Genomic DNA, 20,098 nt, shown 5'->3' with positions numbered 1-20,098 from the left:
ACTAACGAACATACATTTGATTTCCCCAAAATACGTCAATATAGTTACACACAGAAAATCATTTAGGATTGCTATACATCGATATCTTTATTTTGCAGTGCATTTCCTGTGGGGTCATCATAACAGTCGCTCAGCTAGATTCTGTATTTCTTACTATCAATGTAATCATCAATATTATTCAGCATATGAGTCAGATATATAACCAATTTGTCTTTGTCATCAACTAACTTGCTCCAGCTTATTTGATTCGATGCGTCACAAAACGAAACATTTCCATGTGCCAAATCGCATCGTACTTTAACCAGCCTATTAAGAATAGGATTTATTTCTCTACTAGGAACTTCTAAATTTCCAACAAAACCATACATATGTATGAGTTCATTGATAGTTGTAGCATCCAAATTTCCCGATATTGGAATATTAGATGTATTTAATGAAACCATCTCATCATCTAAAACTGATTTAAGTAATTTATGAAGATTGTCTGCTACAGTATCTTTTTTGATATAGGAATCTGTGAAGCTTTTACTTAAATCGTTCAGGCACCACATTTTTTTTATTTTCGGACTTAAATCTTTATAAGTTAATTGCTCGATTAAAATAACATCATGAATAGCAGTTATACCATTTCTAATAGAAGATTCTACCAGATTGTATAATAGCAAGTAACAATGAGATTTCAAGATTTTTTGGAGATCGCTATCAACAATATATTCACCTGATGGGAAAGTGATTGAGTTAGTAGAAAATGCACCAAGTTCTTCAATTCTCTCTACTAACTCAAAATATTTCTGAATCTCTGCTAATCGCCTGTTAAAGTCTCTGATGAAATCTTTCATAGGCTGTGACTTAAAAGTTTGTTCTTAACATAGTCAATTCTTTCTTTCATATTCTCAGGCTTATGAGTTTGGTAGCGACCTATTGGAATACGGAATAATTTGGTTTGATTATTTATTTCGGAAGGCTGCCACAAATTTTGAACAGTTAAATTAGGGTTTTGCTCAAGAGCTAGATGAGAACCTACTGAAATAGCTTCAAAGTAAGGGCGTGCAGTTGAATCAGAATCATGCTCTCTCTTAAAGCCACTTGGAAAAGTTTTCTGCACAAAATTCAACATCCTCTCAAAATCAGATAACTTCTTCTGCTTTTCCTCATTGGGAAAATGATTGTTTTTCAACATAACATACTCATCAAGAAATCTAGCAACCCCTGTCCTTTGAAGATCCGCTTGATTGTTCTCGGCGTCAAGGTTGAATTCTGGATAGGTTTCAGCAAAAGCAAAGAATCTGAGAACGAGTTCAGCTTCCTCATTTCTATTTTGGAAGTATCTATAAATTGGGCAAAGATCAATGAGTTTTTTATTGGTAGCACACTCAAAGATGAAGTCTGTAAAATCACCCCTATAAACACCTTTCCTTTTCTCCATAGGAGTTAGATCGAGACTACTGGTGTTGATTCGATCGAACATATCATTTCTTACTTTCTCATCAGCCCTGTCTGAGAGAACTATCATTCTAATCGGAGTGTTTTTAAACTTTCTTTGGCGTGAGGGTGCGAGATCCTTAAAAGAGGAACCGTTTAGAGAATCTAATGTTCTGAGATTTGTCAATCGCAACTGATTTGTCATGAAAGCTGCAAGCGTTCTAACCCTCTGAGAACCATCAACAATTTCTAGTCTTCCAGTTTCTTTGATTTCGGCGACAAAGAGCACAGGAATAGGCAGACCAAGAATTATGGATTCAATTAATCTAGATTGACGATTAATATCCCATACAAATTCTCTTTGATACTCAGGGACATAAATATCACTTAAATCATCATCATCCTTTTCTCGGTATTTATTGACTATGAATTCGATCGTGAATTCCCTAGTGTCGTAGTCAATTTCCTGCCTTTTTTCGTCAATTTGCTCTTCGGCGATACTGATAATGTCTTGCCTAACTGCTTGAGACATAAGAACCTGCGTCTATATAACTTTGCTTAAGTAGCTGTAGCTATAATCAAAGTATAGCAGGACTTAGCCTCATCAACCGGGTTTCTCTGAAAAATCTCGATCGCTAGATGTCTGCGAATAAACCTAGTTTATGACCTGGACGTGCGTAAGTGATGCAACCGGACTCGATCAAACTTGCGTTAAACTAAGTCAGGTAAATGACTTTCTATACAACAGATGACTATTTTTACTCTACGATCGATCAAAAAAGACTTCGGCATCAAGGAACTCCTGACAGATGCCAGCTTCAGCCTCGATGAAGGCGATAAAGTCGGACTCATCGGCACTAACGGTTCCGGGAAATCAACGCTGCTGAAAATGATTGCAGGCTTGGAGTCGATCGACTCTGGCGATCGCTGGGTCAATCCAGGGTCTAAAATTGTTTATCTCCCCCAACAGCCGGATTTAGACGAAAATCACACTGTCTTAGAGCAAGTATTTGCCGACAGTGGCGAACAAATGGCTTTGGTGCGCGAATACGAGGAAATTTCTGATCAATTGTCCCACGGCAAAGGCGATACCGACAAGTTGATGGCGCGTCTGTCTGCAGTGTCTGAACGCATCGATGCGGTGGATGCGTGGGATTTGGAAACTAAAGCTAAACTGATTTTGACCAAGTTGGGGATTGAGGATTTTGATGCAAAAATTGGCGATTTGTCCGGCGGCTACCGCAAGCGAATTGCCTTAGCAACGGCATTGTTGTCCGAGCCCGATGTATTGCTGATGGATGAACCGACAAACCACTTGGATGCGCTGTCTGTGGAGTGGTTGCAGAACTATTTGAACGGCTATCGCGGTGCTTTGCTGCTGATTACGCACGATCGCTATTTTCTCGATCGCGTTACCAATCGCATCCTGGAGATCGATCGCGGCGACCTATACAATTATGCTGGCAATTACGCTTATTACTTGGAGAAAAAAGCCCTAGCTGAAGAATCCGCCGCCAGCAGTGTTCGCAAACACGCGGGTGTATTGCGGCGCGAATTGGAATGGCTCAAACGCGGGCCGAAAGCGCGCAGTACCAAGCAAAAAGCTCGGATCGATCGCATTAAAGATATGCGAGCCCAGGAGTTCAAAACGGCCAACGGCAAAGTCGAAATTGCCACAGCGGGCCGCCGGATTGGTAAGAAGGTGATTGAGTTACTGAATATCTGTAAAGCTTACGGCGAGCGCACTTTAATTAAAGATTTTACCTACAATTTCACACCGGAAGACCGGATAGGAATTATTGGCAGCAACGGTGCGGGAAAATCGACGCTGATGGATATCATCACCGGACGCATTCAGCCGGATTCGGGTACTGTCGAAATTGGCACAACCATTCATATCGGTTATTTTGACCAGCATTCAGAGGATTTGACGCCGAACGAAGACCAGCGAGTTATTGAATACTTGAAAAGTGTCGCGGAATTAGTGCAAACGGCGGATGGAGAAATCATTACCGCTTCTCAAATGTTGGAAAAGTTTCTGTTTCCACCGAACCAACAGTATGCACCGATTAACAAACTTTCGGGCGGGGAAAAGCGCCGGTTATTTCTATTGAAAGTGCTGATGAGTGCGCCAAACGTGCTGATTTTGGACGAACCGACAAACGACCTCGACGTGCAGACTTTGGCGGTTTTGGAGGATTATCTCGAAGATTTTAACGGCTGCGTGATTGTGGTGTCCCACGATCGCTATTTTCTCGATCGCACGATCGACATGGTTTTCGCCTTGGAACCGGGCGGCAATTTGCGCTTGTATCCCGGCAATTATTCGGTGTATTTAGACTACAAAAAAGCGGAAGAAGCTAAGGAAATCCAAGGGCAAAAACAAAAAGAAAAACTTACACGCCCCGCTGACTCCAACACTTCAAAATCCCCCACTTTCACTCAAAAGTCTACCAAAGCTTCTTTCAATGAGAAGCGGGAATACGAACAATTAGAAAGTAAAATTCCGCAGATGGAAGCTGAAAAAGAAGACATTGAGAAGATTTTGTCTAACAATGCTCCCAGCGGGTTTGCAGAGATGAAGAAGTTATCAGATCGTTTGGCTCAGTTGACGCAGGAGATCGATCGGGCGACTGAGCGCTGGTTGGAATTGGCCGAACGGGTGGGTTAATTGGGGTTGTCCGAGCGTTGTCTTTAGCTCCTGCTCACAATGACAGGAGCTAGAGGAATTATGAGTTAAAAAATTTCATGCTGAAACAAATATATATTGACAAATTTTAATATTTTTTCCTTTTGGTATCAAAAATAGTATTGTAAAAAAAATCTTAGGAATAGTGCTTATTTAGCCGAGGATTTGGCAAGCTTTGACAATTTATTCCCTAAGTGTGATGAAGCTATGGTATTAAAGTTATATGATCGGTTGCTTGTTACTAATGTCCAGCAAACTGACCAACAAACTTAAGACTGGTAAAAGTCTAAAATCCTTGTCTAAGCTGCAATGCGCTCGGAAATAGCGACAAAAAACCCGCTTTTTTGCGATCGCCTCAAGTAAAGCTGTATGTCAAAAACTGTGAAGACCCGGAGGGTGGGGTTGACACAAGCAGTAGAATATGCAGTAAAAGTCAGCGTAAGCAAATAAGACTGGTAGCAGAAAACAGGGGCGAAAAAGCCCAAAACAGGTACAACAAAAGTCGATCGCACCAAGTAAGTTGGCCGAGGACTAAAAATATGGTGATGAGTGAGATACAATTGACCTGTCCTGAGCCAAGAATTGGTCAACATCACAAGTATCCTGTAGAAGTCAAAAGTTAACAGTCTCAGGGTTGTCGAGCAGCGCGAATCAGAGAAAACTATGCCTCAAAAAGTAATCGCCAAACAGATGTCTTTGGAATCAGCGTCCGATCCGATCTCCGTGGTTGCGACCGTCGAAACAGTGCCAGCCGAAGCAGTGGCGGTAGAGTCCTACGCCGATCAGTTGATGGACGAACTGTTTGAAGGAGTCGATCGAGCATTCGACGGCAGCGGCGGACTGCCATCGGAACCCGTGCAGCCTGAATTCGTGGCGCTCAAGTCGATCTCTGTACCTCAAATAGTTTTGTCGCAGTTGGCACCCCCCCAGCCGCAGGGGGCGGAAAAAGACGTAGAAGCCATCGCCCGTCAAGTCGCCCTAGAAACAGCCAAAAAACAGCAGTCCAAACAATCCTTCGACAGAATCCTGCTGGGAGCAGCCTGTGGGTCGCTGCTGCTAGTCATGGGGTTATGGCTCGCAAGCCGGTCGGGACTGGTGCGCTTGCCCGCCGCCCCCGCACCAGAGACACCCGCAGCAAGTGGCAAAACAGCACCAGACACCCCGTTTGTCGAATACGTGCAGCGCTCGCTAGAAGCGATCGAACAAAAAAAAGCACCCCAAGCTAACCCCCAACTTGCAGGAGTTCCCGGAGCCCCCACCCCAGGGACGCTGCCGAGCATTCCAATTTCCGGGGCACCGCCGGCAACCGCAGGTCTTTCGACAGCAGTCAACCGCATTGCTAATGCCCTCGAACAAGCTGCCTCGCAGCCGGGAGCACCAGCACCCCAAGTTGTAGTCATCCCTCCCCCCGCTCAGGTGACTGTGGCTCCGGCGGCTCCGGTAGCTGCTGCTCCGGCTGCTCCTCAAACCACCGCAGTGTCCCCATCGCCGGCGGCCCCAGCCTCCGGTCGTGCGATCGCCGCTGCAGGCAGTCGAGATCCCCTCGCCGCTTCCCCTTCCCCCTCGGAGTCTCCCGAACCAAAGATTTTGGCTCGCGAAACCGAACCGGCACCAGCGCCTCCAGCAGCAGCAGCCCAGCAATCCGCGCCCGCGCCCGAGCAATCGGCACCGGCCGTCAGCAGCGCCCCGACTTCCGCGCATACGCTGGTAGGGATTTTGGAGTTGGGCGATCGATCGGCTGCTTTGTTTGAAGTAGACGGCGTAGCCCGCAGAATTTATGTCGGCGAAAGCATCGGCGCTAGCGGTTGGACGTTGGCAGAAATCAAAAATCAAGAAGCCGTTATCCGCAAGGGAGGAGATGTGCGATCGGTTTTTGTCGGGCAAAAGTTCTAATCATCAGTCATCAGTTATGAGTCATTAGTCATCAGTCATTAGTTATGAGTTAGACCATCGGTAATCAGTAATGGGCAGCGATCGGGCTGTATATCACGAGCAGTGAAAACAGTTACAATATATGAACCGCCAAGACGTTCTTAATTGTGGAAACCATTGCTCTTATTGCTTCTTCCTTCTATTCGTTAAATCGCTTCCCAATTCGTTGCCGAACTTTCTTCCGCTATAACTAACAACTAAGGATCGATAATCGATCTCCAGTGACTAAGAACCAATGACTAATAACTAATGACCAATGACTAATGACTCATAACTGATGACTGAGGAATTATAAAAAATGGGCTTATTTGATGATTTCAGCCGCTTTCTAGAAACCCGATTAGAAGAATTTTTGCGTAGCAATCCCCATCTGGAATTGCAAGCAATAGAAGAACAACTGAAGGAACAAGAAGAAGACACTCTGCGGCTGATTCTCGATATCCAAAAACAAGAGAAAAAACTGCAAGCCGAAATTCTCTCCGCCGCCCAAGAAATTCAGCGCTGGAACGATCGCATCAACAAAGCTAAAGCTGCTCAAAGGCTCGATTTAGCTCAAGCCGCCCAAGAGCGGCAAGCAGCTTTGCTGCGTCAGGGAAATCAGCGCTGGGGTCAAATGCAAGGCTGCAAAGAACGGATTGAAAAAGCCAAAGAACTGTACCGCCAAATTCAAATACGGCGAAAAGAAGTACGAGCAAAAGCGGCAGAAGCTGCAACTCAAACTACCACTAAAAAAGAGCAGAATTGGGATACAAAGGGTTGGAATCAGAGTTCAAATTATAACAGTTTTAATGCGGCAGATCCTTTAGAAGAAAAGTTTCAACGCTGGGAAGCAGACGAAGAACTCGATCAAATGAAGCGGAATATAGGCCGATAGTTACAAAAGCATCCCAATCCTGTAAGGACGGGTTCACCCGGAACTCGGATTCCTGGTGCAACTATTCGTCAACCCCCCAGACTCTCAGGTATTGCGATCGATCGCTCATACTTTATATAATTACCATCCTAAAATTATAGCGACAATTAATCACTCATCCCTACAATATTCTCACTTAATTAATTAGCGTTGCACATTTATGGTATGAGCAAAAGCTCTAGTCAACTAACAAAACCTATGATTTTTCCGGGCTGTCAATCCACCAATATCAATAATAATGGCTGAAAAAGAGGTAAACAAAACCATATTTATTGATATTGCCGACAGATTCTGAATTAACAAACAGTTTTTTAATTTAAATCGCTGCGGTTATTCACAACGGTTGCTCTGGTTGAGAAGGTGGCTCTTCTGGCAGCGGAATAAACTCTGTCTCTTGAGGAACCCGATCAAACCGTCCCTCTCTCCAATCGAGTTTAGCTTGCTCAATGCGCGAGTGCCGACTGGAAACAAAATTCCACCACTTATGCCGCTCACCAACAGGTTCACCGCCAATCACAATACAACGAGCCTTGCCTGAAGCTGAAATTTTTACTTCACTGCCTGAATTTAGAACTGCCAACCGATGTTGTTCCAGAGGCACTCCATCGATCAAAAGCCCCTCTGTTACGCTGTAAACCGCCTGTTCGCTGTAATGGCCCGGTAAGGTAAATTCTCTTCCAGCAGTCAGTTGCACGTCCAGATAAATCATGGGTGAAAATATTTGAACTGGGGAAGTACGACCATAGGCTTCACCGGCAATTAGAGTGAACGAAACTCCTGCATCCTCCCAAACAGGCAACTCAGAAGCCGGATGATGCCGAAACCAGGGGTCGGTTTCTTCGTATTCATCGGGAAGTGCTATCCAGGTTTGAATGCCATGCAGGATGGCTTCTTTGCTGCGCTCGTCGTCAGGCGTGCGTTCGGAGTGGACAATGCCTCGCCCTGCTGTCATCCAGTTCACCGCACCGGGACGGATTTCTTGAACGCTGCCCACACTATCGCGATGCAGCAAAACACCTTCAAACAGGTAGGTGACGGTTGCTAAGTTGATGTGCGGATGCGGTCTGACATCCACGCCCCGGCCGGGTGGAAACACCGCAGGGCCCAGATGGTCAAAAAAGATGAACGGGCCTACCAGTGCTAGAACGTCTGAGGGAAGCAAGCGACGGGCTTGGAACCCACCCAAATCTTGAATGTGTGGCTCAATGAGATGCTGGATGGTATCCGTCATAATGTTTATGAAGTTGCGAACGCTAGTTGTCTATGTCAAAAGTGCATTATACAAAAAGCTATCCTTGTAGAGGCCGATCGCAATATCAGTGACTGGTCTAAACTTTCCCAATCGAAAGCTGTTGTAGAGTGTCGAGTTCTCAACGAGCTTTCTGCTTACGAGATGATGGAGAGTTCGTCACTGACTTGAATCCGACCTTTGACCAGGGAGCGAATCAGACGATCGAGTGAGCCACGTTCTTCTTCACTGATGGACTCATCAAGGATGGCGGCCATCATGCCGTAGCGGTCAGCCTTGGTAACGCAGTGAGTATCGGTGACAGTGGCAATTAATTCGTTGATAGCGCCGGGGAGAAGATTAACTGGAGACATGGGATGATTTTGAACTCGACACCTTAATCATCTCGTGGTTTCTTCTAAGAGCAAGTGATGGTGCTGGTTTTTTTGCGTGATAATACTGAAAATATTGGGTGAACCAAGTCCGTGTTACCAGTGATCGAAGTCACAACATTGAAACCAATGCAGCGGTGGAAAAATTACAACCCACCTTCCGCCCTTTGACTATCACACCGTGATAATTTTCGTCTTGCACGAGTCTGAACTTCCTGCTGTGCAAAAGTTTCAGACCTTCATAGGAAGAAGTACCTCTTCTTCAAGCAATTCTCAACAAGTAACGACTGTTGACTTTTTATCCAAAATCCAAATAAGTAGACAGACAAAAAAATTAGTCCGCCTACTTAATCGCTAACTACAAATCACTCCCACTCGATCGTTCCCGGTGGCTTAGAAGTAATATCGTAAACCACCCGGTTCACCCCCTTAACTTCATTCACAATCCGGTTCGAGATCAGTTCCAACAAATCGTAAGGAACCCGCGCCCAGTCAGCAGTCATCCCGTCTTCACTCTTAATAAATCGCAAGACGATCGGGTAAGCATAAGTGCGCTGATCGCCCATCACCCCTACACTGCGAATCGGTAGCAAAACTGCAAAAGCTTGCCAAAGTTCACCGTACAATCCGTGTCGGTTAATTTCTTGGCGAACAATGAAGTCAGCATCCCGCAAAATATTTAGTCTCTCTGAGGTAACTTCTCCTATGATCCGAATCGCCAATCCCGGGCCGGGGAAAGGTTGCCGGTTCACGATTTCTTCGGGAAGCCCGATCGACCGGCCGACTTTTCGCACCTCATCCTTAAACAGTTTTCGCAGCGGTTCAATCAGCTTAAATCGCAAATCTTTCGGCAAACCCCCCACGTTGTGGTGGCTTTTAATTTTAACAGCAACTCGCTCGCCACTTTTCGGGTCTACATTAGTGTCAGCAGACTCAATCACATCAGGATAAAGAGTACCTTGTGCCAGGTAGTCAAAGGGACCCAGACGCTTCGATTCTTCTTCAAATACGTTGATAAATTCGTGACCGATCCGCTTGCGTTTTACTTCAGGATCGGTAATCCCTTCAAGTTGAGCTAAAAAGCGTTCGCGAGCATTAACATATTCAACGTCAATGTGGAATTGCTCTTTAAATAATTTTACCAACCGTTCTGGTTCATACTTCCGCATAAACCCTTGGTCGATAAACATACAGGTAAGTTGATCGCCGATCGCCTTATGCAGCAAGAAAGCCAAAGTAGAAGAATCTACACCCCCCGATAGAGCCAGCAAAACTCGTTTATCTCCCACTTGCGCGCGAATTTCCCGAATCGATTCCTCCACAAAAGTAGCTGTCGTCCAAGTCGGTTCGCACTCGCAAATGTGGTAAACAAAATTGCGAATTAAAGCTATTCCCCCGATCGAGTGAACTACTTCTGGATGGAACTGAACGCCGTACAAATTTTTCTCGTGGTGAGCAACAGCAGCAGACGGAGTATTGTCAGTGTGAGCGAGGATCTCAAAACCCGTCGGCAGTTCAGTACAGGAGTCTCCGTGGCTCATCCACATCGTGCTGCCCTCTTCGACATTTGTCAGCAAATCCGTAGGATCGTCAATAAATAGCGATGCCTTGCCGTATTCCGCTAACTTCGATCGCTCAACCGTGCCTCCGAGCTGCTTTACCATCAACTGCATCCCGTAACACACTCCCAACACTGGTATTCCCAAATTCCAAATTTCTGGGTCGCACTGGGGTGCTTTTTCATCGTATACAGAACTCGGGCCTCCTGAAAGAATAATTCCTTTAGGATTGATAGCTTTTAACTGTTCTGCGGTAGTCCGGTAAGAAATAACTTCTGAATATACTTGAGTTTCACGAATTCGACGAGCAATCAGTTCGGAATATTGCGAACCGAAGTCGAGAATCACGATGATCTGGCGCTCTATCTGCTCCAGAAAAGAGTTTGCGAGAACGGATTCAGTTTCTATTTGAGTAGTCACGGTTATTGCGTAATTGCTAATTGCTAATTGGGCAGAAAGTAGGGGAGGTATTTGTCGCTGCTTCAGTACAAGACTGAGGAAGGCGAGCAAGCATTAGTCGCTAGGAATAAATCTTCTTTATACTAGATTGCAGTCAGCGATCGTAGTCGATTAATAGGGTCGAGGCCAAGCATAGATTTACTTCAATCCTTACCCTAATTAATTGAACTCTTGCGTCAAAAACTGCGTCCCCAAGCAACCTAGTATAATTAAGGTCTAGGGACAGAGAATTATTACTTGTTAAATATTATCCCTGAGCGATGTTTTAAACAGAATTCAGGGATATTCACACTACATTAACAAATTTGGGTCAAAAATGTATCTCCTATATCACTTTTAACAATAATTTTGCGATCGCGCCCGAACATCACCGATCCCACGGGGATTCTCCGGTTGGTGTGAGTAAAAATGCAATCCGATGAGCGCAAGTCTATTTGTCGGGCGATGTCGCCGTAAATTCGATCGACCCAATTGCTCCCAAACTCGGCGTCTAAAGCCCGCAGTTGCCCCAGAGCCTCTTCGGCTGTCGCTGCCGCAAAAATTGCGGAACAAGCATCAGCAGGCATTCGGGCCTTAGCACAGTAAGCTGTGAGAATTTCCCTGCGCCCGTCAGCGAGGTGGTGGTGAGTGTGAAAAATTCCCGCAGCCAATTTCATCAGTTTTCCGTGATAGCCAAAGAGCAAAATTGACTGCACGCCCTGATATCCTGCTTCTACCAGCAGCGGGCCGAGCCAATTAGCGGTTTTGACGAGCCTCTCAGGATTAATCCCCAGTTGTCGAGCCAAATCCAAACCGTTTTCGCCGATGCAGAAAACCAAACAGTCAAACAGTTCGGCTTTGTGTTGCAATTGTTCGCGGTAAAGTTCCAACTGTCCGGGGGCGCTCAGCGGTTGAGAAATGCCAGTTGTACCCAGCAGCGAAAGTCCTTCTACCACGCCGAAAGCTTCGTTAGAAGTGCGGGTGGCTAGTTGTCGCCCAGACGGGAGAATCAGGGTGACAGTAATTTTTTCTCCCCGTGCGAGTTCTCGGCTCAGATTCGATCGCAACAGCCGCATTGCGTAATCATAGATTGCTGCCCCTCCACCGACTGTGTGACGCCCGATACCTTCACCGCCGAGAATCACAATCTGCTCTCCCTCTCTCTCCCCCCCTCCGTCTTCCCAATTCCCCAATTCCACCATTGCCCAAACGGGAGTATTGCGAGTCAGATCGAGATTCTCCCCCGGATCAGAGCGAGTTACTCCTAAAGCGGTACCAGTTTTGAGTACAGACGCCTGTTCGATCGGAATTTCTGCGGTTATTTGTGGTTCCAGTAAATTTACTGATACGCTATCTAGAGACTTAATACCATCACGCAAGCACCGCAAAGCTGCAAGTGCGGCTGCACACGCAAAGACTGGGAGTGTATACCCGGATAAAGGTTGAGTTTTGGTCACGATCAAATGCAGAAATCGGTAAATTTGCTGAGGCTGGACATCACGCTGTAGCAATAATACCCCTCAAACATTTAAGCTTAATTTTAGGGTTTGCTATTATCTGCAGTTAGGGTAATTTTTGTCAAGTAATAATTTTGTCCTAGCAGTTGCCGATATCAGCCACAATTTTTTTGAGGTGCGTTAGCGGAGCCCTCGTAGAAAATCGCCAAAAACCCACTCCGAAGCCTTACGGGCAGGTGCGGGGGATTTCCATAAACAACCCGAAATCTCGATCGTGATCGCTGGGACTGAACAAACGGATTCCAGGAATTAGGTACAAATCGTTAGCATCTATACTGGGCAAGTCGATCGTACTTCCTTCTATAGATTTAGCTAGCCGCAAAGGTTTGAGAGCGGAATGGAGGGTCGGGCGCGAAATTTGCTTTGGCCCTTGGGGCGACTTGTTTGAGGCGGAATTCGAGCAATTTTTGGCAGGCGAAATGCAGCGATCGCTTCCTGGTTAAGCCCTAAAACGTAATTTTTGAGAATTAGCAAACTTAAATCTCCCAAGCGGTTGATGTCCCAGCGATCGCTTGCCATCTATATTAATAACCATTACCCGGAAGTGCCAGTCTAGCTTTCAAGCTCACATCTTGAAGGTGGGGCTGGTTTTATCTTAACAGGCTAGCTCAGCAATTTTTAACAGCAAGATTAAATTTTATTGACACCAGCGCGTGAAAAATAATTGAATGGCCAGCCAGCCTCAAACTCTTGGCCAACCTGGGTTTGGCAGTTTTTGATCTAAAATCTACAATCTAAAATCGATTGACTATGGTGGAACCAGTTGCAGAGTTACATGAACCTCTATCTCTTCCGACTCCAGAAATAGTAGAAATAGTAGACCCGAAAATATTTCAGCTCGTTCTCTCTGCAAAAACAGCTCTCAAATTTTCTAAAAAAGACGTTCGCTCAACCCTGAAAGCCTCAACTCTAGACGGCGTTTTTGCCACTATCTTCGAGTCGGCGACCACCGGGGTGCTGCTGAGCAACTTTTTGCTGCAACTCGGCGCAAGCAGCGTGGAAATAGGTATATTTTTTGCTATTCCGATGGTGGTAAATCTCCTGCAACCACTAGGAGCCTACATCGCAGACCGCACAACCAGCCGCCGGTGGTACAACCTATTTGTATTCGGCGTGTCGCGGCTGCTGTGGCTGGTACTCGCGGTGGCAATTGTTTGGGGTTCCCAGCACGCAGACCCCCACCTACTGCTGCAATGGACGCTGGTAACAGTCGTAGCAGCTAGTATGCTGGCAGCTTTGGCCAATTCTAGCTGGTTCAGTTGGATGGCTGCTGTAGTTCCTCAGCGCTTGCGGGGACGCTATTTTGGCTTTCGCAACAGTGCTGTCAGCCTCATCACTTTGTTGGGAGTGCCGCTGATGGGATTGGGAGTGTCAAGTTGGGAGGGCGGCACAATTTTTGGCTATGGTATTGTTTTATTGGTGGGTGTTTTGGCGGGAATGATTAGTTTGGTGTGTCAATCCTTCATGGTTGATGTGAATCCCCAGGTATACAAAAAAAATGCACAGAGCGATCGACTTACAGAGAAAAAAGAAAAGCAAATAACAGATTTTGTGCCTTCTGTGCTGAAAGATGCTAATTTCTTAATGTTTATTTTTTACTTGAGCGTGTGGACATTTGCTGTCAATCTCAGCGCGCCTTTTTTTAATATCTACCTGCTGAAAAATTTAAGCTTGGATGTGAGTTTGGTAACGATTTACACGAGCTTAAGTTCCGGCGCAAATCTACTGCTGCTGATGTTTTGGGGTAAGTTGGCCGATCGCTGGGGAAATCGCCCCCTGCTAATTGCGGTGGGGCTGGTGGTGGCGATAACGCCTTTGCTGTGGTTGGGTACGGGCAATTACCCGTTTGCGGTGTGGGTATGGCTGCCGCTGCTGCACTTGTTGGGGGGAACGACTTTAGGCGCGATCGGGCTTTGTACTAACAATATTCAAATGGAGATAGCGTCGATCGAGCAACCTTCGACTTATTTTGCGATCGCCGCAGCAGTTGCGGGATTAGCTGGGGCTTTGGGAACTACCGCCGGCGGCTTTCTTGCCGAACTTCCTGGCATGAGTTTGGGAGCAGTGTTTGCCCTCTCGGCTGGTGTTCGCTTGATTGCTCTTCTGCCTTTGGTTTTGGTGCGAGAACCTCGTAGCCAGTCGCTGCGGTCGATCGTCCCCACTTTGGGATGTTTCAATTTAAACCGCGACTAGGAATTTTTCGCACAAATTTACCGATCGAGAAACCAGAAAAGCCCACAGATTGTTAAACAATTCAAGCACATCGCAGAAAAGCTGATAGTCGCTGCAACAAATTTTAATCCAAAACATAGTCCAAACCTGCTATGTGTTCGCCCAATACGTCACTATTATCTTGCAGCCAACCCATAAATCTATAAGATATAGCTGTTTTAAAAGCTGACAAGGCAGAGAGAGCGTAAATGTGTTTAAAGGTTGCTTGGCTAGGGCGTCGGATCGCTACTTCTGTTAGGAGAATCGAGCATTTTTCCCGAACCAAAGCTACTATTTCACGCTCTGAATTTTTTACGTTTTAGAAAAAGCGAGCATTTTCCCAGAACTAAAGCTACTATTTCACGCTGTACATATTTTAATTTAAGAAATATAAATAAAATTAACATTTTAATACAGCCAACTAGACTATTAGGGTATTTTGGGACTAATATCCTGAGAATCGAAAAAGCTAAAGATTGCCAGCAAAATATCGATTTCCAGCAATCAACGATCGGCGATCGGTGTCAGGGGATAGAAACACCGGAATTGGCAATCTCAAGTAACCGATGAGCAATGACAGGTCGCTATCAAATTTCAAATTCAAATAGAGAATATAAAAATGACGCAACCAGGGAAACGTCTGATAGTTTGCTGTGATGGAACTTGGAACAAACTAGATACTCAGTGCCCAACTAATGTGGTTAGGGTTGCCCAGGCCGTGAAACGGACAGCCAGTGACGGGGTTCCGCAGATCGTGTTTTATGACGAGGGAATTGGAGTAGACAGTAACAAGATTGTGGGCGGAGTCACTGGGCTGGGAATCGATAAAAATATACAAGATGCCTACCGTTTTCTTTCTTTCAACTACGATCGCGGTGACGAAATCTATCTATTCGGGTTCAGTCGCGGTGCCTACACAGTCAGGAGTCTAGCGGGGATGATCTATTGCTCCGGTCTCCTATCTCGCCGTTATGTTACCAAGGCATCAGAAGCTTACGAGCTTTACCGTAACCGAGGCATTAAACCAAATGATGAGGAAGCAAAGAGTTTCCGCAAAGATTACGGAAAAGATTACGGCGAGCGCGTCCCGATTACCTTGCTTGGTTGTTTCGACACCGTTGGAGCCCTCGGTATTCCTCTTGTACCCGCCTTGAAGAAGTTTGAGGGACAGATCAAAACAAGGTACAAATTCCACGACACCACTTTAAATAAGGATATTGAGAATGCGTTGCACGCCGTTGCGATCGACGAAATTCGCGAAGTCTTTGATGTTACCCTGATGAAGAAAAATCCTGATGCCCCGAACCAAAAGCTTCGTCAAGTTTGGTTTCCAGGCGCGCATAGCTGCATCGGCGGTGGTACGCCAGAATCCCGCGGGTTATCAGATTCTGTCTTGAAGTGGATGTTGGATCAAATCAGTGACTTTGAATTGAAGCTTGAATTCGATCCAGAGGCCATTGAGGATATCAAGCCTGATTATAAGGCTCCATTTAAAAACGATCCTGGGTTCTTCAAATGGGCAGGAATCAAGTGGCGCGAGGTGGGGGAGACCATTGAGGATCTTCATGAAAGCGCGATCGAGCGATTGGAAAAACGCCAAGACTATCGGCCTAAGAATCTGCAAAAAATTCTCTCCAAAGTAATTGAAAAGAGAGAAAAATGATAAAACTTTATCATACTCTCAGAACCGAACATCAGAAGATTTTGTAATCTACCTAATTTACAACGAGCGAAAGGAAAAGGAATCATGACAAGAGATACATCTAGAGATGGATTGAGCAACAAAGCTTTAGCATATACGTTGACTCATTTCAAACCAATTTGGAACTTAGTTCAAAGTTACAAACCTCTGAAACGTAAACTCAACAAATTTTTTCTCAATAGCATCATTTACAAACTTCCGACTCGCCCGCTTCCCTATAGCTTAATGGGCTTAGATCCCCAAATTCCAGGGACAGATATTCCCAAGAAAACTGATACCTACATCTCTTGGGATTCACTTACAGACAAGACTTATACTGGGCGACATTTACCTCCCGATCCGGAATTTAACAAAGAAGGGAATTTACCACCACTGGACAAAGTAAAGACCTTATTCCAAAAAAGAGACGGAAAAACCATTTATTCGGACAAATCGACTCTGCTCTTTCCCTATTGGGTGCAGTGGTTTACAGATAGTTTTCTCCGGATCGATCAGCAAAATCGCTTCAAAAATACCTCCAACCATCAAATTGATATGTGTAATGTTTACGGGTTGACCCGCAAACAAACAAACATGCTCAGAGCTTTCAAAGACGGTAAATTTAAAACCCAAAAACTCAAGCGACAAGATGGCGTAGAAGAAGAGTATCCACTCTTTTATTATGCAGATGCTGAGCACGGTATTATCGATCCTCAATTTGAAGGTCTTCATGCACCCCTTAATGATGAGAAAAGACAACCCCCCGAAAAGAAAGGCAAGCTATTTGCAATGGGAGTTGAACGAGCCAACGTCCAAATTGGCTATGTCATGCTCAACACTTTATGTATCAGGGAGCATAATCGAATTTGTGATGTTTTGTCCAAAAGCTATCCGGAATGGGACGATGAGAGGCTGTTCCAAACCGCGAGAAATATTCTCATGGTGATTGTTCTCAATATCATTATGGAAGAGTACATTTTCCACATTACACCCTATAATTTTAGGTTCTTTGCCGATCCAGAAGCTTTTACCAAGGAAAGTTGGTATCGAGAAAATTGGATGGCGATTGAGTTTAGTTTTGTCTATCGCTGGCATAGTGCGGTTCCTGAAACCTTTATCTATGATGGCAAAGAAAAATCCATGTACGATTCCCTCTGGAATAATCAGATGTTAATCGATAAAGGGTTGGGTGCATTGATGGAAGAAACTTGTTCGCAACCAGGCACTAGAATTGGTTTGTTTAACACACCTGATTTTAAAATCGCAGGAACGCCCTATACATTTATTGATGCTACCGAACTAGCATCTGTTAAACTCGGACGGCAGGCGCAGTTAGCCAGTTATAACGATTACCGCGAAATGTGTGGTTATCCCAGGGTTACAGATTTCAATCAAATTACGGGTGACGAATACGCTCAACAGAAATTAAAAGAGTTGTACGGTCATGTTGATAAGATTGAACTATTTGTCGGATTGTACGCTGAAGATGTCCGCCAAAATTCAGCAATTCCGCCTTTAGTAGCACGGATAATTGGCATTGATGCTTTCTCCCAAGCTTTAACTAATCCTTTGTTATCGCCTAAAGTCTTCAATAAGGAAACTTTTTCCGAGGTGGGTTGGGAAATTATCCAAAATACCAAAACAGTCTCTGATTTAGTGAATCGTAATGTTCCTCCAAGCGATCCCAAGTACAAAGTCTCCTTCGATCTTTAAGTTGTAGCTGACAACTAAGACTCAAATTAGTTGGGGGCGCCAAGACACCTGCGCCCTCAAAAATGAGGAATAAAAAGGCGATGTTTTCGCAAGCATAGCCTACGGCAATTCGGGAGCAATTGCACCAGCAGCTATACTATTTAACAGAGGCAACGGTTTGTGTAGAACCTTTTTTAGCGATTAACCGAAGGTTATTTATGAGCAAGAAGTTATTTACCGAATATCCCGAACAGGACGAACTCAAATACTACGATCTTTTGGTTGAGCAGGCCAAACTTCGGATGGATAATCTTTACGGGGATAAGGAGCGGGCGTTGCGAGATACTCACGCCAAAACTCATGCTTGCGTTAAAGGAACTCTGGAAATTTTTGACTTTGATGAGGAAGCGATTAAACGGGAATTGGGCAAACGCGCTTCGTTAAGTTCTTCGCGACTCAATGCGATTTCCCTTAAGCAAGGTTTGCTGGCAAAACCCAAAGAATATCCTGTTTGGTTGCGATTTGCTAACGGGGCTACCAAAGTATACCCTGATTACCAAAAAGATTCCCGCTCAATATCAGTGAAAGTGATGGGGGTGGAAGGGGAACGACTCCCGCAAAGCCACGAGTCAAAAACCCAGGACATCATTGTTCACAATTCAGAGATATTTGTGAGCCAAACCATTAAAGACTACTACGGCTTTTTTTCTGCTTTGGTTGAATCACCAGAGACATTGAAAAAGTGGCTAATACGACATCCCAGACACTTTATAGCGGTGTCAACGCTTACGGGTAGCCGGACTCCGAAGAGTTTGCTAACAGCCAAATATTGGAGCGGTTCACCCTCTGCTTTGGGTCTCAATCCCGATTTCGATCCCTCCCAGCCTGGTCTAGTTCCTGTCGAATATCCGGCGGTAATTAAGTATGGGTTTACTCCGGTTTCATGCAAACCACCGCACGAGATAATTCCAGAACAATCTCGACCGGGAATTCCTAAAATTCCGTTTGTCGATCGCGCTAAAGCCTTGGGTTTAGATCCCAATAAACCAGACAATTATTACCGGGACGATCTAATTCAAGCCTTGGCGAAACCTGACGCTCAATACTGGTGGGATTTTGGCATTCAGTTCCAAACCAGCCTAAAAATGCCGATCGACGATGGCATCAATGTTTGGAAGGAAAAGGAATCACCCTTCTTGAGAGTAGGTCGTCTCACCGTCAAGCATCAGATTATTGATTATGAAAAACAATCTGATTTCAACGAAAACCTGAGATATTCTCCCTGGAACGGCTTAGCAGTTCATCGTCCAGTAGGTGCGATCAATCGAATACGCGGTGTGGTTTACCCCGTTGTAGCGAATTATCGCCTTCAAAAGCGAGGTCTTGTCCACCACGAACCAACCGGAGAAGAAACATTTTAAGGGATTAGATGTCTTGCAAAAAGAACACCAAACTAATTCCCTTACTAACTGGTCTTGCTTTTATTACTTTGAGGGAATCCCTAGTCAACAGATTCAATTGCTATCATGGTTAGATGGTGGTAAGTAGAAGGAAGAATGCTTGTATATCAAGCTTTTGAGCCATTCCGAGCTTATGTTGAATTAAGTGGATTTACTTATACTATTTGCAAAAAGTAACAGCTCATAGTAGATCAGCAAGTTGAAATCGCGACTCTTCCATCCACAAAACGCAAAATTAGTTTGCCGATCGCACCTTATCAAAAATTCCGTATGTGCGATCGGGAATTGGATTAAACCAGGTTTATTGCCGATCGCCAACGTCGGTCTAGGATAGTCCAAATCCGTCGATCGCACTCCTGAGTCAGTTGTGGCGATCGCACTCATCACCATGTGCCAGTTGCGTCTAGGACTGAATCTACTATATTATATTGTTACAAAAATAGGTTATGAAAAGGAGTTTATGCGAATACAGTATTTTTTGTCAATTTTCCCAATATTACTTGTACTCACGTTTCAGGATACCACACTTGCCCAGTCTCTAGACTCATTACCATCAAGTGCGATCGCCCCAACCACACCTCAAAACATTGCCCCGACTCTCAAAGAGGAAGTTAAAGATGACTTTGTAAAAGTTCAAGGTCAGGTGACATCTGTTTCCCAAGTTTCCGACGTACAGCCTGAAGAAGTTAAAGATGACTTTGTAAAAGTTCAAGGTCAGGTGACATCTGTTTCCCAAGTTTCCGACGTACAGCCTGAAGAAGTTAAAGATGACTTTGTAAAAGTTCAAGGTCAGGTGACATCTGTTTCCCAACTGTCCGACGTACAGCCTGAAGAAGTTAAAGATGACTTTTTAAAAGTTCAAGGTCAGGTGACATCTGTTTCCGAAGTGTCCGACGTACAGCCTGAAGAAGTTAAAGATGACTTTTTAAAAGTTCAAGGTCAGGTGACATCTGTTTCCGAAGTG

At 45.0% G+C, this 20,098-nt stretch carries 18 protein-coding genes; 8 read left to right on the top strand and 10 right to left on the bottom strand.

The window, feature by feature from the left end; all coding sequences use genetic code 11:
- Window positions 1-134: 134 nt before the first annotated feature.
- The gene (locus QUB77_RS26330; protein WP_333178934.1) at window positions 135-839 is read right to left on the bottom strand and encodes an MAE_28990/MAE_18760 family HEPN-like nuclease; all 705 of its coding nucleotides are present in this window, start codon (window positions 837-839) and stop codon (window positions 135-137) included.
- Window positions 836-1,954: a DUF262 domain-containing protein gene (locus QUB77_RS26325; RefSeq protein ID WP_333178931.1), complete on the bottom strand. Its 1,119-nt coding sequence runs from the start codon at window positions 1,952-1,954 to the stop codon at window positions 836-838. Before QUB77_RS26325 ends, QUB77_RS26330 begins: the two co-directional genes overlap by 4 nt.
- Window positions 1,955-2,170: 216 nt before the next feature.
- Between QUB77_RS26325 and QUB77_RS26320 the strand changes: the two genes are divergently transcribed.
- Complete coding sequence (locus QUB77_RS26320) at window positions 2,171-4,093, top strand: ABC-F family ATP-binding cassette domain-containing protein (RefSeq protein WP_333178928.1); 1,923 nt, start codon at window positions 2,171-2,173, stop codon at window positions 4,091-4,093.
- A 317-nt stretch (window positions 4,094-4,410) separates the two neighbouring features.
- Here the strand turns inward: QUB77_RS26320 and QUB77_RS26315 are convergent, their stop codons facing one another.
- Window positions 4,411-4,704, bottom strand: a complete 294-nt coding sequence (locus QUB77_RS26315) for a hypothetical protein (protein ID WP_333178925.1) — start codon at window positions 4,702-4,704, stop codon at window positions 4,411-4,413.
- A 70-nt stretch (window positions 4,705-4,774) separates the two neighbouring features.
- Here QUB77_RS26315 and QUB77_RS26310 point away from each other — a divergent pair, with 70 nt between their 5' ends.
- Both QUB77_RS26310 and QUB77_RS26305 read left to right on the top strand, forming a co-directional pair.
- Window positions 4,775-6,004 (top strand): hypothetical protein, encoded by a 1,230-nt coding sequence (locus tag QUB77_RS26310; protein WP_333178922.1) that lies wholly within the window; start codon window positions 4,775-4,777, stop codon window positions 6,002-6,004.
- A 337-nt stretch (window positions 6,005-6,341) separates the two neighbouring features.
- Window positions 6,342-6,917 carry a TIGR04376 family protein gene (locus tag QUB77_RS26305; protein ID WP_333178919.1) on the top strand — a complete coding sequence of 192 codons (576 nt, stop codon included), beginning with the start codon at window positions 6,342-6,344 and terminating at the stop codon, window positions 6,915-6,917.
- 373 nt (window positions 6,918-7,290) lie between these two features.
- On the opposite strand, the gene QUB77_RS26300 is transcribed toward QUB77_RS26305, so the two are convergent.
- From QUB77_RS26300 to QUB77_RS26275, 6 genes are all read right to left on the bottom strand, one after another.
- Window positions 7,291-8,187 carry a pirin family protein gene (locus QUB77_RS26300; RefSeq protein ID WP_333178916.1) on the bottom strand — a complete coding sequence of 299 codons (897 nt, stop codon included), beginning with the start codon at window positions 8,185-8,187 and terminating at the stop codon, window positions 7,291-7,293.
- A gap of 155 nt (window positions 8,188-8,342) precedes the next feature.
- Complete coding sequence (locus QUB77_RS26295; protein WP_333178913.1) at window positions 8,343-8,558, bottom strand: hypothetical protein; 216 nt, start codon at window positions 8,556-8,558, stop codon at window positions 8,343-8,345.
- Between the two features lie 383 nt (window positions 8,559-8,941).
- Window positions 8,942-10,543: a glutamine-hydrolyzing GMP synthase gene (gene guaA / locus QUB77_RS26290; protein ID WP_445251774.1), complete on the bottom strand. Its 1,602-nt coding sequence runs from the start codon at window positions 10,541-10,543 to the stop codon at window positions 8,942-8,944.
- A gap of 347 nt (window positions 10,544-10,890) precedes the next feature.
- On the bottom strand, window positions 10,891-12,030 hold the full coding sequence (gene cbiD / locus QUB77_RS26285; protein ID WP_333178908.1) for a cobalt-precorrin-5B (C(1))-methyltransferase CbiD: 1,140 nt from the start codon (window positions 12,028-12,030) through the stop codon (window positions 10,891-10,893).
- Window positions 12,031-12,256: 226 nt separating this feature from the next.
- Window positions 12,257-12,412: a hypothetical protein gene (locus QUB77_RS26280; protein WP_333178905.1), complete on the bottom strand. Its 156-nt coding sequence runs from the start codon at window positions 12,410-12,412 to the stop codon at window positions 12,257-12,259.
- The gene (locus QUB77_RS26275) at window positions 12,403-12,609 is read right to left on the bottom strand and encodes a hypothetical protein (protein WP_333178902.1); all 207 of its coding nucleotides are present in this window, start codon (window positions 12,607-12,609) and stop codon (window positions 12,403-12,405) included. Before QUB77_RS26275 ends, QUB77_RS26280 begins: the two co-directional genes overlap by 10 nt.
- 231 nt (window positions 12,610-12,840) lie before the next feature.
- Between QUB77_RS26275 and QUB77_RS26270 the strand changes: the two genes are divergently transcribed.
- The 4 genes from QUB77_RS26270 to QUB77_RS26255 all read left to right on the top strand — a co-directional run bounded on the left by QUB77_RS26270 (window position 12,841) and on the right by QUB77_RS26255 (window position 19,095).
- Entirely contained in the window at window positions 12,841-14,283 is a 1,443-nt protein-coding gene (locus QUB77_RS26270; RefSeq protein ID WP_333178899.1) for an MFS transporter, read from the top strand.
- Window positions 14,284-14,920: 637 nt separating this feature from the next.
- Window positions 14,921-15,964 carry a DUF2235 domain-containing protein gene (locus QUB77_RS26265; protein WP_333178895.1) on the top strand — a complete coding sequence of 348 codons (1,044 nt, stop codon included), beginning with the start codon at window positions 14,921-14,923 and terminating at the stop codon, window positions 15,962-15,964.
- Between the two features lie 84 nt (window positions 15,965-16,048).
- Complete coding sequence (locus QUB77_RS26260) at window positions 16,049-17,695, top strand: peroxidase family protein (protein ID WP_333178893.1); 1,647 nt, start codon at window positions 16,049-16,051, stop codon at window positions 17,693-17,695.
- A gap of 197 nt (window positions 17,696-17,892) precedes the next feature.
- Window positions 17,893-19,095, top strand: a complete 1,203-nt coding sequence (locus QUB77_RS26255; protein WP_333178891.1) for a catalase — start codon at window positions 17,893-17,895, stop codon at window positions 19,093-19,095.
- A 180-nt stretch (window positions 19,096-19,275) separates the two neighbouring features.
- On the opposite strand, the gene QUB77_RS26250 is transcribed toward QUB77_RS26255, so the two are convergent.
- The gene (locus tag QUB77_RS26250; protein ID WP_333178888.1) at window positions 19,276-19,518 is read right to left on the bottom strand and encodes a hypothetical protein; all 243 of its coding nucleotides are present in this window, start codon (window positions 19,516-19,518) and stop codon (window positions 19,276-19,278) included.
- Window positions 19,519-19,594: 76 nt separating this feature from the next.
- Here QUB77_RS26250 and QUB77_RS26245 point away from each other — a divergent pair.
- The coding region (locus tag QUB77_RS26245; protein ID WP_333323593.1) for a hypothetical protein at window positions 19,595-20,098 on the top strand (504 nt) is incomplete at its 3' end.

It is taken from the genome of Microcoleus sp. AT9b-C3, from assembly GCF_036705485.1.
In the GTDB taxonomy this organism is placed as follows: domain Bacteria; phylum Cyanobacteriota; class Cyanobacteriia; order Cyanobacteriales; family Microcoleaceae; genus Microcoleus.
This window is presented reverse-complemented; position numbering and strand designations above follow the sequence as displayed.